Raw genomic sequence first — 13,836 nt, forward strand, 5'->3', positions numbered from 1 at the left:
AAGAGCCCATTGCTTCACAAACCTATCGTACTCCCGCATGCATTGACGCGTGGAGCCGCCGGCCGCCACGATGCGCGGAAGGTGCACGCCCCATGATTACGCTTCTGGTCGCCTTCGTCGTCTCGCTGCTGGTGGCACTGGCGCTGACGCGGCTGGTGCGCGACCGGGCCCTGGCGTGGGGCTGGCTGGACCAGGCGAATTCCAGCCGGAAGGTCCATGTCCGGCCGATTCCCCGGCTGGGCGGGGTGGGCATCGTCGGTGGATTCTTCGCGCCGCTGTGCGCGTTGTTCCTGGTGGACTCTGGCGTGGGGTACCACTTCCGCTCCCACACGGAGCTGGTGGCGGGCCTGTTCCTGGGCGGCGCGGCGATTGTGGCGCTGGGCCTCTACGACGACCTGCGGGGCGCGGGCGCCCGTCTGAAGTTCGCTGTCCAGTTCACGGTGGCGTTCGGCTTGTATGCCATGGGGTTCCGCATCGACGTCATCGCCAACCCGTTCGGCCCGGAGTTGGTGTTGGGCGCGTTGAGTCTGCCTTTCACCGTGTTGTGGGTGGTGGGCGTGGTCAACGCGCTCAACCTCATTGACGGCCTGGATGGGCTCGCGGGCGGTGTGGCCTTCTTCGGCGTCGGCACCAACTTCATCCTCGCGCTGTCGCGAGGCGACGTGCTGCTGTCATTGCTGATGGCGGCGCTGGCGGGCGCCATCCTTGGGTTCCTGGTGTTCAACTTCAACCCGGCCTCCATCTTCATGGGGGACACCGGGAGCATGTTCCTGGGCTTCGTGCTGGCCGCGGTGTCCATCAAGACGAGCACCAAGAGCGGCACGGCGGTGGCCATGCTGGTGCCGGTGATGGCGCTGGGGCTGCCCATCATGGACACGCTGCTGGCCATGGTGCGGCGCTCGTTGCAGGGGCGGCCGATGTTCAGCGCCGACCGGGAGCACATCCATCACCGGCTGATGAGCCACCTGGTGCTCAGCCACCGCGCCACGGTGCTGGTGCTGTATGGCCTGTGCGGCCTCTTCATGCTGGTGGCGCTGGCGCTGAGCTTCGCCAGCAGCGCGCAGAGCGCCATGCTGCTGTGTGGCATGGGCGTGCTCATCGTGTTGCTGATGCGGCGGCTGGGCTACCTGGACCTGGGCCGCGCCAGGGACATGCGCCAGGTCCGTCAGCGCAACCTCTGGCTGCGGACCATGGTGAAGGACGTCACCCGCGCGGTGCGCGCGTCGCCTTCGCTGGAGGCGGTGTGGAACGCGGTGCGCCCGCTGGCGGATGCCCTGGGCCTGTCGCGCCAGGAGCTGCACTTCCAGCGCGTCCGTCCCACGGGGCTCGCGGACAACGTCGTCTTCGAAGCCCAGCGGCCCGCGGGCTCGGGGATGCCGTTCGAGGTCCGCATCACCCTCGAGGCCGACGGCGAGGTGCTGGGCGCGATGCTGCTGGTGTGGCGGGATGGCCGGGCCGCCATCAACCGCGATGAGGAGCTGGCGCTGGAGCAGGTGGCGGACGCGGTGGCGGAGAGCGCCGGGCGGCTCCGGCCCCGGGCCGACGCTGAGCCCGGACGCCTGGTCGCGATGAGGAAGTGATGCCAGACGGGCGAGCGCCGTCTCGCGCCAGTCCGGGGGGCGATGTCCCCGGGGGCAAGCGCGCTCCATGCGCTGCTGAGGGCGTGGCCGGACGCCCCGGTGCGCGCCGCTCCGGAGGGCGCGGAGGCGGACGGACTGGTCCACACGGCGGTAGGGCACGGCCTGGTGGGCTTCGTGGCGCACGCGGTGGAACGGGCGGGCTGGGTGCTGCCCGAGCCGCGAGTGCGTCCCTGCGCCGGGAAGCGTTGGGGAACGCGGCGCGGGCGCTGCGCGTGAAGACGCTGCTGCTGCGAAGCCTGGACGCACTGGCGACGGTGGGGCAGGTGCCGGTGCTGCTCAAGGGGTACGGGCTGGCGCTGCGGCTGTATCCGGACCCGTTGCAGCGAGCCACCACGGACGTGGACCTGCTGGTGGCGCGCGCGGATGTGGGCGCCGCGGTCCAGGCGCTAGCCCGCGTGGGGCTCTCGGTGCGGCGGGACGACGGCGCCCGGCACGGGGAAGAGGACTCTCACCACTTGGAGCTGGCGGGGCCGGCGGGGCTGGTGGAGCTGCACTACCGCGCGCTCGCGGGATGGGGCGAGGCGCTGGAGGGCGACGCGCTGCTGGCGCGGGCGGAGACGGGCGCGGTGGATGGCCGGGCGGTGCGGTGGCTGCGGCCCGAGGACGAGGCTGTCTACCTGGCGCTGCATGCGAGCAACCACGCGTTGCAGCGGTTGGCGTGGCTCTTCGACTTGAAGCTGCTTGCGCTAGCGGACATCCGGCTGGACTGGCGGATGGTGGTGGAGCGGGCGCGCGGCACGGCCTTCCCGCATGCGGCCTGGTATGCGTGGGACGTGGCGCGGAGGCTCCTGGCGGCGCCGGTGCCGGACGAAGTGCTGGCGGCGCTGGCTCCGCCTCGCTGGCAGCAAGTGCTCGCACGGCGCTTTTTCTCCGACGCGCGGCTGCTGGGGGCGTCGCTGCTGGATGGCCGGGCCGGGTGGATGGCGGCGAAGCTGCTGCTGGCGCCACGGATGGGCTCCGTGGCGCGGTATGGCGTCCGGCGAGCACGGAACGCCGTGCGGGCGAGGCTGCGCCGTCCGGGCTGAGCTGGGGGCGTGGCATGCCTCCGCCGCCGCAGCCAGCCAGCACTCCCACCGCCAGCGCGCCAGGCAGCGTCTTCATGCGAACCTGCCTCATGAAGGAGCGGCCACATCTCCCGCCGTGCGACTCGGTCCGTGGGCCACGGTCATTTGGGCGGATGCCGCCGCGGGGGCCAGAACGCGTTCAGAGGGCTTCTTGGCTTCGTTTCGTAGAGGCCTGAATTTGCTTGGATTTTTCAGGGCCCGGCCGCCGTGTCGATTTTCTGGGGGCCGTGTCGATCCGCGTTCGGCTGATTCGTCGCCATTTCAGAACGGGGCGGTGCCCCCCAACCGAAAGGACGATGCGATGAAGGTCATGGTGCTTGTGAAAGCGACGAAGAACTCCGAGGCCGGTGTGATGCCCAGCGAGAAGCTGTTTGCGGACATGGGCAAGTTCAATGAGGAGCTGATGAAGGCCGGGGTGCTGCTCGACGGAGACGGCCTCAAGCCGAGCAGTGCAGGCAAGCGCATCCGGTTCTCGAACGGCACCAAGCGAGTCATCGACGGTCCCTTCGCCGAGACGAAGGAACTCGTGGCTGGCTATTGGGTCTGGCAGGTGAAGTCGATGGAGGAGGCGATGGAGTGGGCGCGCCGTTGCCCGGACCCGATGCCCGGAGAGGAGTCGGACCTGGAGATCCGCCCCTTCTACGAGTTGGACGATTTGGGCGCCGAGTTCACGCCGGAGCTGCGCGCCCAAGAGGAGAAGCTGCGCGCCGAGCTGGACCAGCGTCGCGGCGCCTGATGCGCGGGGCGGAAGCGGGGCGGTGGAGCGACGCCGCTCCACGCCCCTGCTCCGCTCACCTCACGGGCACAGTGGGCTGCCGCCCAGGCCGGCGCGCAGCCCTGGCCCACGCAGTACTTCGGCCCGCTGTCGTGCACCTGCTGGCCGGCCGAATCGCGCGGCACCTCCACGGTGCAGCGTCCGTCGGCCCGGTTCCCGGACGGGTCCTCCACCACGTAGTACACCGTGTAGACGCGGCCATCCCCGGCGTCGTCGCGCTCTGCGCGCAGCTGGACGGAGGTGGCATTCACCCGCACGTCGATGTCGTCGCACGTGGCGCCGTCGCAGATGCCCGCGACGTCCTCGGACTCATCCGCCGTCACCCGGACGATGCGGCCGTACCGCTCCAACGACAGGTCTCCCAGGCACGCGTCCTTCGCGGGCGCCGCGCACTCGGCCAGCGTCACCGTGCGGTACTGGTGGTCCGCCGGCCACAGCCGCTTGCCCAGGGACGCGCCGGGCACGGGCGCTCGCGTGTCCCGCACCGTCACGGAGAAGGCGCAGCCGCACGCGTTGCCGGAGCCATCCACCGCGTTGCAGTCCACCACCGAGCGCCCCAGCGGGAACCGGGAGCCATCCGGCGGCGTGCACGTCACCGACACCGGCCCGCAGTTGTCCTCCGCCCGAGCGGTGTAGGTCGCCTCCGCGCCGCCCGCCACGCACTCCAGCACCTGCGGCGCCGGGCAGCGGATGGACGGCAGCGTCGTGTCCACCACCTTCACCGTGGCCTGGCACATCGCGCTGTCCTCACCGTCGTGGGCCGTCAGCGTCACGGCATGTCGCCCCAGGCCAAAGGGCCCGGGCGCCGTCTGCGTCAGCGTGAAGGGGCCCGGCTGTCCGTCCGGGTCATGGCTGCCGTGGTCCACGTTGGCCGACGCGTGGCACTGCGCGTCCGCCTCCACGACGACGTCCCGGCACATCGCCACCGGAGGCTCGTTGGGCGCGCACGCCAGCTTGAGCTGCGCCGACGCGACGTTGTTGTCCTCGCGGCACTCCAGCTCACGTCCCTTGCCGGTGCCGTCGTCATCCACCACCGCGTAGACCAGCACCCAGCCACTCTCCGGGGTGTTGAGCGCCAGCTCCACGGACGCCTCCGCGCCCGCCTCCAGCGTGTGCCCCACGGTGGCCACGCCCAGGAGCGTGCCTCCTTCACCCACCGCGTCCTGGTAGAAGGCCACCTGGACCCCCGCCGAGGCCGCCGAGTCTCCTGGTTGCGCACCCGCGCGCCGAGCGTCACCGCGCCCTCGCCCGTGCACGTGGCCGTCACCTGCCCGACGGCGAGGTCCGGCGCCGCGAAGGGCCGCACGGTGCCCGTGCCCTGGCTGTTGGTGCGGAAGGTGTTGAGCCCCGGCGCCAGCCAGTTGCTCACCGGGCGCGCGGGGAGGGTGCCGTCGTCATTCACGTTGGTGACGGAGTAGGCGTGCTGGTTCCAGATGCGCCGCGTGTTCACCCAGCCGTCCTTGCGGTCCCGGTACACGCGGATGCCCTGGAAGTCGCCGTAGCCGCAGGCCGTGTTCTGCGCGACGATGATTTCGGCGTTGCCATCACCGTCCACGTCCGCGACCACCGGATTCTCATACGCGGTGCACGAGCTGTGCGGCGCCTCGAAGCGGACCTGACCCGTCACGCCGTCGTAGATGCGCAGCGCCGTCTCGTCCGCGTAGACGACCTCGGCGCGGCCATCGCCCTCGAAGTCGAAGGTGGAGGAACCGGTGCGGTTGGAGCTGTGGTCCTGCGTGGGGCTCAGCCACTTCACCGTGCTGTCCGGCTCGAACACGGCGTAGTGGGACGCGCCCGCCACGCCAATCTCCGGCTGCCCGTCCCCGTCGAAGTCCGCGATGTTCGGAGGTCCACCCACGCCGCCGCCCAGGTGCTGCACGGTCCACTTCACCTGGCAGTTCGCGTCCATCAAGGACACGTGGCCGTCCCACACCACGACGATTTCGCCCTCGGGGCCCGCGTCGAAGTTGCCCACGCCCGCGAGCCCGTGGCCCAGCTCCGCCGCCTTGCACTTGAGCGCGCCGTCATGCCGGTAGATGGCGCGGCCATTCACCACCTCCTGGAGCCCGTCCCCGTCCAGGTCCACCGCGAACGCCAGCGGTCCGGTGTCGTTGGCCGGGCTGCCCACGCCGTCGCTCCCCACCCACCGGAGCGTCCCGCTGCTGTCGTAGACGTGGTTGCCGGCGATGATTTCCACCGACCCGTCTCCATCCAGGTCGGCCAGGGACACGCCGCCCCAGTCGAGTGGGGGCCCGTCCGCGCGGAACTTGAAGGCGCCGGTGTGCTCGAAGCAGATGATGCCCTGGGCGCTCTCCGGCACGGTGCACAGCTCCACCTTGCCGTCGCCGTCGATGTCGCCCGCGGCGACGCTGGCCGAGCCCCGGGTGCGGTACGCCGGGTCCGTCACCGCCCACAGGTCCGAGCCGTCCGCGCCGCTGATGGCGCGCAGCACGCCGTTCGTCTTGAAGTTCCAGCCCTCGAAGCTGTTGAACACCACGTCGGGGACGCCATCCGCGTTGACGTCCACCACCACGGGCGTGGCTTGCGCGTTGGTATGCGTGGGCATGAGGGGACTGGCCGTCCACGCCCACTCCACCTCGGGCTCGAAGTGGGGCTCGAAGGGCGGCCGCACCTCGCACCGGGCCTCCGACTCCACCGCCGTGGTGTTGTCGAATGCCGGAGGTTCCTCGGGTGTCGTGCCTGTGCACGCCACCCATCCGAGCGCTCCGAGCGTGAGCCAACGGCCCGGACGCCCGTCCGACCATCCCTGCTGCGACATGCCGCCTCCCAGAAAGCCTGCCCGGCCCGCGACGTACCGGGCGGCCCAGGTATTCACTCGGACCGGTTTGGGGACCCACCCTGGAAGGCCGCCCCGTGTCGGCTGTTCACCTCTTGGCGATCGGGCGTGACGCCATCCGGACGTTGCAGGCCATGCGTCCGGACCGTTAAAGGGGGCCCCATGTCCGCCGGTCTTCTCGATACCTTCCGAGTTCTCTCTTCGTTCGACCCGCCGCGTGGCGCGCTTCGGGGGGCGCCCTGGGATGAGTATGTGGACTGGGCCATCATGCAGGGCCTGGCGCCCCTGGCGGCCTACAACCTGGAGTACCGGTTGGGCGCGGGCAACGCGCCGGAGTGGGCGCGGGACAAGCTGCTCAGCATCTATCAGGGCTCCGTCAACGACAACGTGATGAAGCTCGTGAACTTCAAGCGCATCGTGGGCGCGCTGGAGGGACGCAAGCTGGTCCTGATGGGGGCCGCGTCCTTCGCGGACTCGCTCTATCCGCACGTGGGCTTCCGGCCCGTGCCGGAGCTGCAAATCCTGATGAAGCGCATGGACGTGGACGGCTTCTCGGGCTTCCTGTCCCACCACGAGTTCGCCCCAGAGCCCGACACGGAGAACAGCGGCGCCACGAAGGTGGTGTCCGACGGGCGCACGGTCATCCTGCTCTATTCGGACGTGCTGGGCCCCCAGCGCCGCGAACAGACGGCGGGCATCCTCGAGCGGGCGAAGCCCATGCGTGTGTATGGCTCCTCGCTCTACCGCCCGGAGCTGGAGGACGCGGTGCTGCTGGTGGCGCTGGAGCATGCGCGCCATGGGTACGCGGTGCCGTGGTTGTCCTTCATCGACCTGCGCGAGCTCGTCACCGGCGCGAAGTGGATGGGCGGCGTGTACTCGCGTCCGTTGGATGTGCCGGTGCTGCTGGCCCGGGCCGCGGAGTGGCGCCTGGAGCGGGCCCTCTACACGTCCCTGTCGATTGTCGCGCGCTTGTTCCCGGACGCCGCCGCGGACGCCACCGCCGCGCTGCCGCCGCTGCGCCGGGCGACGCGGGAGCTGCTGGAGCGGACGGTGGTGGGTCCTGTATGCACCCCCGGCCGGACCTCGGCCCTCAAGGGGATGGAGCGCGTTCGCCGCCTGCTCACGGGCCAGTAAGCCCGGCTGCTCGCAGAGGAGTCCCGGTGAGGGGGGGATGGGCTTTCTTTCGGACTCCCTCCCGGCGTATGAGTCCTTCAAGAGACATTCACTGGGGCTCCCTCAATGCGTATTGCCATCATCGGAACCGGCTACGTCGGACTGGTCGCGGGCACCTGTTTCGCCGACTCGGGTAACGACGTCACGTGCGTGGACATCGACGAGCGGAAGATCCGCATGCTCCAGGCGGGCGAGGTGCCCATCTACGAGCCCGGCCTGGAGGAGCTCATCAAGAAGAACGTGCGCGAGAAGCGCCTGTTCTTCACCCGGGACCTGACGGAGGCCGTCACCAACGCCCAGGTCGTCTTCATCGCCGTGGGCACGCCGGAAGGTGAGAGCGGCGACGCCGACCTCCAGTACGTGCTGGCCGCCGCCGAGCAGATTGGCAAGGCGATGAAGCAGTACACGGTGGTGGTGGACAAGAGCACCGTGCCGGTGGGCACCGCGGACAAGGTGCGCGAGGCCATCCGCAAGGTGACGGACATCGAGTTCGACGTCGTCTCCAACCCGGAGTTCCTCAAGGAAGGCGCCGCGCTGGACGACTTCCTCAAGCCCGACCGCGTCGTCATTGGCGTGGACTCCGAGCGCGCCCGCAAGGTGATGGCGGACCTGTACTCGCCCTTCGTGCGCACCGAGAACCCGGTGCTGTTCATGGACACGCGTTCGGCGGAGCTGACGAAGTACGCGGCCAACGCAATGCTGGCCACGCGCATCTCCTTCATGAACGACATCGCCGCGCTCTGCGAGAAGGTGGGCGCGGACGTGGACTTCGTGCGCAAGGGCCTGGGGTCGGACAAGCGCATCGGCTATCCGTTCCTCTTCCCGGGCGTGGGCTACGGCGGCTCCTGCTTCCCCAAGGACGTGAAGGCGCTGGTGGCCACCGCGCGTGAGTACGGCCTGGAGCTGGACCTGCTGCGCGCGGTGGAGCGCACCAACGAGCGCCAGAAGAAGCTGCTGGTGAACAAGGCGGCCAAGCACTACGGCTCGCTGGAGGGCCGCAAGTTCGGCGTGTGGGGTCTGGCCTTCAAGCCGAAGACGGACGACATGCGCGAGGCGCCGTCCATCGAGGTCATCGAGGGCCTCATCGGCAAGGGCGCCCAGGTGATTGCGCACGACCCGGTGTCTCCGCACACGGCCAGGCGCGTCTTCGGTGACCGTATCCGCTACGCCTCCGTGCCCTACGAGGCGCTGGAGGGCGTGGACGGCCTCTTCGTGGTGACGGAGTGGAACGAGTTCCGCCACCCGGACTTCGAGCGCATGAAGACGCTGATGAAGTCGCCCGTCGTGTTCGACGGCCGCAACGTGTACGACCCGGCGCGCATGCGTGAGCTGGGCTTCACGTACTACGGCATCGGCCGGCGGTAGCGGTGAGTGGGAGCAGGGCGCTCGACGCGCTGACGGGGCTGCGCTTCGTCGCGGCCCTGCACGTCGTGTCGTTCCACTTCGCGGCGCCGTGTCTGGGTACGGCGCCGGAGGCGCTGCGGAACTGGGTGGGCGCGGGCTACGCCGCGGTGGGCGTCTTCTTCGTCCTGTCCGGCTTCGTGCTCGCCTGGAACTACCTGGACGCGGACGGGCGCATGGAGGCGTCGCCCCGGGCCTTCTGGGCCGCGCGCGTCGCCCGCGTGTATCCCGTCTACGTGCTGACGTTCCTCCTGTCCGCGCCCACCACCATTGCCGCGTCCGTGGCGGACAACGGCTGGAAGGTGGCCGCCGCGAAGCTCGCGGTGGGCGGGGTGGCGACGCTGGCGCTGCTCCAGGCCTGGGTTCCCCGGCTCGCGCTGTACTGGAATCCGCCGGGCTGGTCCGTGGCGGTGGAGGCCTGCTTCTACGGCCTCTTTCCCCGGCTGGCGAAGGGGCTGCCCCGGCTCAAGCCCGCGTGGCTCCCCGTGGCCCTGGGCGGCGCGTGGGTGCTGGGGCTGCTGCCGCCGCTGCTGTACCTGGCGCTCCTGCCGGACGGCCCGGGCCCCGTGGACGTGCATGCGTCAGGGCCCTGGCTGATGGCGCTCAAGTTCAACCCGCTGGCGCGGCTGCCGGAGTTCCTCTTCGGCGTCCTGCTGGGCTGGTGCTTCGTGCGCGAGCGCGCGGCGGGAGGGGTGAAGGGCTCCGGCGCGGTGCTGGCGGCGCTGGGGACGGCGCTGCTGGTGGCGGCGGGCGCGGCGGGCTCGAGGGTGCCGTACCCGCTGATGCACAACGGCCTGCTGGCGCCCGCGTCGGGGCTGCTGGTGTACGGGCTGGCGCGGGGCGGAGGCGCCCTGGGCTGGCTGCTGTCACGGCCCACGCTGGTGAAGCTGGGGGCGCCAGCTACGCGCTCTACCTGCTCCAGTACCCGGTGTCGGAGGCGGCCAAGGGCCTGGGGGCTTGGGTGTCGCCCTGGGTGGAGCTGCGCACGCCCGAAGGACTGCTGGCCACCGTGTTGCTGCTGGGCGTGCCCGCGTCGCTGTGGGTGCACCGCGCCGTGGAGACACCGCTGCGCTCACGCGTCCGCGCCGCGCTGGCGCCCTGGGTGGAGGGGCGCCGCGCGAGCCCGGGAAACCGGTGGTGTCGGGGACCTGAGCGGCGGGCTGGCGCCGTCAAGCGAGACGGGTGGCGTCCAGGGCACAGGCGCCCGGAGCCTCCGGTCAGGTGGGCCGCCTCAGCGGGAGAGGCCGCAGGCGCGCTTGCCTTCGTCGGTCTCGATGGCGCGGCAGTCGCAGCCGGCCAGGCGCTCCTCGCACACGGCCTCGTCCTCGGCGGTGGGCTCCACGCGGTTCTCCTCCTGGGAGGCGCGGCGAAGGCACAGCTCCTTCTCCACCGAGTTGATGGAGCAGTCGCACAGCTTCTCGGACAGCTCGCGGCAGGCGCCCTTGCAGCCGGTGAGGCCGGACAGGGCGGAACAGAGGAGGGCGGCGGTGACGATGAAGCGGCGCATGGCTGCGGCGAACATGCCAGAAGGTCCCCTGGATGCAAGCTGGCTTCGAGTCCTTCGTGCCTGGGCGGATGCTAGGGTCGCCCGCCTGCTCCACACCTGGGGGAAGCGCCACACATGTTGTCAATCGTCGCCGCTGCGTTGTTGGCCACCGCGTCCACTTCTTCGACGTCCCACTCACTTCTGACGCCCGTGTCCGAGCGGCCCGTGTCCGCCCGGCTCCTCGTGGCCCAGGTCCCGGCGGAGGAGGCGCCGGACGTCTCTGGGACGTCCACGCCGCCGCCCCTGCCGGAGGACCTGGATGCCCGCGCTCGCGAGCTGACGCAGCAAATCGCGATGCTCCAGAGCGAGATTCGCTCCGTTGACACGAACTGGCCCGCGGGGTCGTTGGTGATGGCGTACTCGGGCTACGTGCTGTCCCCGCTGCTGCTATTGGGCATTCCCCTCATCATCGTCGGCATGAGCTCGTCGAATGACGACGACGCCGGCACCTTGCTGGCCCTGGGGGTGGGCACGACGCTGGGCGGAGTCGCGGGGGTAGGGCTGCTCATCGCGGGCATCGTCACGGGTTCCAAGCAAGCGGGTGTCAACCGGGCCCACCGGGAAAGCCTGGTTCGCGAGCGCATCCGTCTGGAGGATGAGCTGCGCGACGTGAAGGCCCGCCGGGACGCGCGAGGGGCCATGCAGACGCGGCAGTGGACGCCGCGCGCCGGCATCCCGCTGGTCGCCTTCGCCTTCTGATGTCACCTTTCGTGCACGTCCGGTCTCCTGGCGGCTCGTCCTGGGGGCGGGGTGGCGGGCGAGGGGCGCGGGTGCTGTGATACTCACCCGGCCAATCCCGCATGCCCCGCGCTTCCCGCAGTGCCTCTCGATTCACCCTGTTCGCCGAGGCGGCGCTGGCGGCGCTCGTCGTGGTGTGTCCGCTGGCGTTGGGCGGCGCCGCGGGGTGGTTGCTGGGGCCGCTGGTGCTGTTGTCCGGCGCCGCGGCGGTGCTGGCGACGATAGGGGCGAAGCGGCAGGGCCAGTCGCTGCGCGTTCCGCTGTTGGCAGTGCCCCTGGCCATGGGGGCGGGCCTGTGCGCGGTGCAACTGGTGCCTCTGCCGGACGGTGTCCTGCGCCTGCTGAGTCCGGAGGCGGCCGCGCTGCGGGAGTTCGCGCTGGTGCCGCTGGGGCTGGAGCGGGCGCGGCCGGTGTCGCTGGACCCGTCCGCCACCTGGCGCGAGCTGGCGAAGCACCTGGCCTACCTGCTGGCCTTCCTCGCGACGGTGCAGGTGACTCGCTCGCGGGGCAGCCGGGAGCGGTTGCTGGCGGCGGTGGTCTTTACCGGCGCGGGCCTCACGGTGGTGGGGCTGGGCCATGCGTTGCTGGGCGTGAAGTCCCTCTTCGGGCTGATGCACTGGATGCACGCGCGGCCCACGCTGGTGACGCCCTTTGGCAACCCGAACCACCTGGCCGGCTTCCTCGCGCTGGCGTCCACGCTGGGCGTGGGGCTGTCGCTGACGCGCGGACAGCGGTCGCGAGCGTTGCCATACGCGCTGGCCGCGGGCGTGTCGGGGCTGGGCGTGGTGCTGTCGCTGTCGCGCGGAGGCATTGCCTTCTTCGCCTTCGGACAGGCGCTGCTGGCGCTGTTCCTGCTTCGCAATCGCCGCGCGTCCGGTGAAGGGGCGCCCCCGGTATGGGCCCGGAGCGCCGCGGCGCTGCTGGGGCTGTTGGGCGTGCTGATGGTGGGGGCGTACACGGCGGCGGACAGCCTGTGGGCGGAGGCGCGCACCGCGGACAGCGTGGAGAAGCTGCGCCAGTCCAAGGTGGCGCTATGGCCGATGCTGGCGGACGCCGCGCGGGCGTTTCCCGTGCTGGGCATGGGGCGCGGCGCCTTCGAGGCGGCGTTTCCGCGCTACCAGTCGGAGCCCAATCCCAACACCTTCACGCACCCGGAGAACGCGGTGTTGCAGGTCGCGGCGGAGCTGGGCGCGCTGGGGCTGGTGTTGCTGGCGGTGGCCGTCTGGGGCTTCTTGCGGCTGCTGCGCCGTGAGGGGCTGGAGACGGTGGACGGCGGCGCTCGCGGGCGTGGCGGCGCTGGCGCTGCACGACCTCTTCGATTTCAGCTTGGAATTGCCCGCGTGCGCGGTAGCGGCGTTGGTGGCGCTGGGCGCGGTGGCGCGTCCCCGGGAGCGGGCCGTCGAGGAGAAGGCGTGGTGCGCGCGGCCCTCGGGCGCGGTGCTGGGGACGGGGTTGGCGCTCGCGGCGGTGGCGCTGGTGGCGCTGGTGGCGCTGGTGCCCGGACGTCATCGCCTGGGCGACGCGGAGGCGGAGCTGGCGCGGCTCGTCACCTCGGGGGCATCCGCGCGGGAGGTCCACGCGCGGGGACTGGCGCTGGTGGACCAGCACCCCTCGGACTACCTGTTGTACCGGCTGGTGGCATCGGCGCACGCGGCGCGAGGGCGTGAGGGGGCAGGGGAGGCGCTGGCCCTGGTCAACCGGGCGCTGTACCTGGCGCCGTTGGATGCCAGCTCCCACCGGGTGGCGGCGCGGGCGCTGCTGGCGTTGGGCCGGAGCGCCCAGGGCTTCCTGGAGTATCGGCTGGCGCACGAGGCCGGGGATGCCACCGTGCTGCTGGGCGAGGCCCTGCCGCAAGCGGAGACCCTGGCCTCGCTCATGGTGCTGACGCCGCAGTCGCCGGCGACCGCGGTGCGGCTGCTGGACGCGCTGGCCAACACGCCGGGGCGGTTGGCGCTGGCGCTGGACTACTCGGGCTGGGCGCGGGAGCACTTCGCGGGTCAGCCGGAAGCCGCGGCGCTGTGGGCGCGCGAGGCCCGGTTGCGAATCCTCCGAGGGGACCTGGAGACGGCGGAGGCCGCGCGGGCGCAGGTGGAGCGCCGGCGCCGGACGCGCTGGACACGCACCTGCTGCGCGCGGACGTGCTGCGGGCGCAGGGGAAGCGGGAGGAGGCCCTGCGTGCGTTGGAGCAGTTGTTGGCGCGCTTTCCGGGCAACGTGGCGCTGTCCTTCCAGTTGGCGGCGCAGCAACTGGACGCGGGGCTGACGCGGCGGGCGAAGGACACGCTCCAGGCGCTGGCGCCCTTCATCACGGACTACGCCCAGCGCGCGCGGTTGTTGGCCATGGAAGCGGCGTGCCTGGAGCGGGAGGGGTTGCTCTCCCACGCACTGGAGCGGCGGCAGACGGCGGCCCGGCTCGTGCCCGGCGCGGATGCGTTCTTCGCGGTGGCGCGGACCCAGGAGGCGCTGCGTCGCTATGACGCGGCGGCGCGTTCGGTCCACGAGGGCATGCGGCATCTTCCCGAGGGCGCGCGGGCCGAGGCACAGGCCTGGGTGGCGCGGCTGGAAGGCGCGGAGCGCGAGCGCGTGGATTCGCGGCGCAAGGCGCTGTCGGAGGACCCGCGCGAGGCGGAGCTGGAGTACCTGCTGCGCGGCCCGGGTGTGGATGGCGAGGCTCGGGACGCGCGTTAGGCGCCCGGGCCTCGC

13 protein-coding genes and 1 pseudogene are annotated in these 13,836 nt (G+C 71.4%); 11 read left to right on the forward strand and 3 right to left on the reverse strand.

Features of this window, described 5'->3' with window-relative positions; genetic code table 11:
• The first annotated feature begins 92 nt into the window (after nucleotides 1-92).
• From QEG98_RS05915 to QEG98_RS05930, 4 genes are all read left to right on the forward strand, one after another.
• Nucleotides 93-1,580: an MraY family glycosyltransferase gene (locus QEG98_RS05915; protein WP_316566047.1), complete on the forward strand. Its 1,488-nt coding sequence runs from the start codon at nucleotides 93-95 to the stop codon at nucleotides 1,578-1,580.
• 42 nt (nucleotides 1,581-1,622) lie between these two features.
• Nucleotides 1,623-1,856: a hypothetical protein gene (locus QEG98_RS05920; RefSeq protein ID WP_316566048.1), complete on the forward strand. Its 234-nt coding sequence runs from the start codon at nucleotides 1,623-1,625 to the stop codon at nucleotides 1,854-1,856.
• Nucleotides 1,826-2,665, forward strand: a complete 840-nt coding sequence (locus tag QEG98_RS05925; protein WP_316566049.1) for a nucleotidyltransferase family protein — start codon at nucleotides 1,826-1,828, stop codon at nucleotides 2,663-2,665. Before QEG98_RS05920 ends, QEG98_RS05925 begins: the two co-directional genes overlap by 31 nt.
• A 340-nt stretch (nucleotides 2,666-3,005) precedes the next feature.
• Nucleotides 3,006-3,440, forward strand: a complete 435-nt coding sequence (locus QEG98_RS05930; protein WP_090485091.1) for a YciI family protein — start codon at nucleotides 3,006-3,008, stop codon at nucleotides 3,438-3,440.
• Here QEG98_RS05930 and QEG98_RS41695 read toward each other — a convergent pair.
• Both QEG98_RS41695 and QEG98_RS05935 read right to left on the reverse strand, forming a co-directional pair.
• A complete protein-coding gene (locus tag QEG98_RS41695) occupies nucleotides 3,344-4,399 on the reverse strand; it encodes an HYR domain-containing protein (protein ID WP_410478060.1) in 1,056 nt (351 codons plus the stop codon). The two genes, QEG98_RS05930 and QEG98_RS41695, sit on opposite strands and share 97 nt — an antisense overlap.
• A complete protein-coding gene (locus QEG98_RS05935) occupies nucleotides 4,294-6,258 on the reverse strand; it encodes an FG-GAP repeat domain-containing protein (protein WP_410477966.1) in 1,965 nt (654 codons plus the stop codon). The genes QEG98_RS41695 and QEG98_RS05935 overlap by 106 nt, the downstream gene beginning before the upstream one ends.
• A gap of 180 nt (nucleotides 6,259-6,438) precedes the next feature.
• On the opposite strand from QEG98_RS05935, the gene QEG98_RS05940 reads away from it, so the two are divergent.
• The 3 genes and pseudogenes from QEG98_RS05940 to QEG98_RS05950 form a co-directional block, all read left to right on the forward strand.
• On the forward strand, nucleotides 6,439-7,410 hold the full coding sequence (locus QEG98_RS05940) for a nucleotidyltransferase family protein (protein ID WP_186817672.1): 972 nt from the start codon (nucleotides 6,439-6,441) through the stop codon (nucleotides 7,408-7,410).
• 105 nt (nucleotides 7,411-7,515) lie between these two features.
• On the forward strand, nucleotides 7,516-8,814 hold the full coding sequence (locus QEG98_RS05945; RefSeq protein ID WP_090485087.1) for a UDP-glucose dehydrogenase family protein: 1,299 nt from the start codon (nucleotides 7,516-7,518) through the stop codon (nucleotides 8,812-8,814).
• Nucleotides 8,815-8,879: 65 nt separating this feature from the next.
• A pseudogene (locus QEG98_RS05950) lies at nucleotides 8,880-9,623 on the forward strand (acyltransferase family protein); the annotation flags it as partial.
• A 458-nt stretch (nucleotides 9,624-10,081) separates the two neighbouring features.
• On the opposite strand, the gene QEG98_RS05955 reads toward QEG98_RS05950, so the two are convergent.
• Nucleotides 10,082-10,372 (reverse strand): hypothetical protein, encoded by a 291-nt coding sequence (locus QEG98_RS05955; RefSeq protein ID WP_011551171.1) that lies wholly within the window; start codon nucleotides 10,370-10,372, stop codon nucleotides 10,082-10,084.
• A gap of 174 nt (nucleotides 10,373-10,546) precedes the next feature.
• Between QEG98_RS05955 and QEG98_RS05960 the strand changes: the two genes are divergently transcribed.
• The 4 genes from QEG98_RS05960 to QEG98_RS05975 all read left to right on the forward strand — a co-directional run bounded on the left by QEG98_RS05960 (nucleotide 10,547) and on the right by QEG98_RS05975 (nucleotide 13,821).
• On the forward strand, nucleotides 10,547-11,095 hold the full coding sequence (locus QEG98_RS05960; RefSeq protein ID WP_316566050.1) for a hypothetical protein: 549 nt from the start codon (nucleotides 10,547-10,549) through the stop codon (nucleotides 11,093-11,095).
• A 101-nt stretch (nucleotides 11,096-11,196) separates the two neighbouring features.
• Nucleotides 11,197-12,801, forward strand: coding sequence for an O-antigen ligase family protein (locus tag QEG98_RS05965; protein WP_316566051.1), 1,605 nt, complete (start codon nucleotides 11,197-11,199; stop codon nucleotides 12,799-12,801).
• Complete coding sequence (locus QEG98_RS05970; protein WP_316566052.1) at nucleotides 12,731-13,396, forward strand: hypothetical protein; 666 nt, start codon at nucleotides 12,731-12,733, stop codon at nucleotides 13,394-13,396. The genes QEG98_RS05965 and QEG98_RS05970 overlap by 71 nt, the downstream gene beginning before the upstream one ends.
• A complete protein-coding gene (locus tag QEG98_RS05975; RefSeq protein WP_316567838.1) occupies nucleotides 13,306-13,821 on the forward strand; it encodes a hypothetical protein in 516 nt (171 codons plus the stop codon). Before QEG98_RS05970 ends, QEG98_RS05975 begins: the two co-directional genes overlap by 91 nt.
• The last annotated feature ends 15 nt before the right edge of the window (nucleotides 13,822-13,836 follow it).

Source organism: Myxococcus sp. MxC21-1 (genome assembly GCF_032612255.1).
GTDB lineage: Bacteria > Myxococcota > Myxococcia > Myxococcales > Myxococcaceae > Myxococcus > Myxococcus virescens.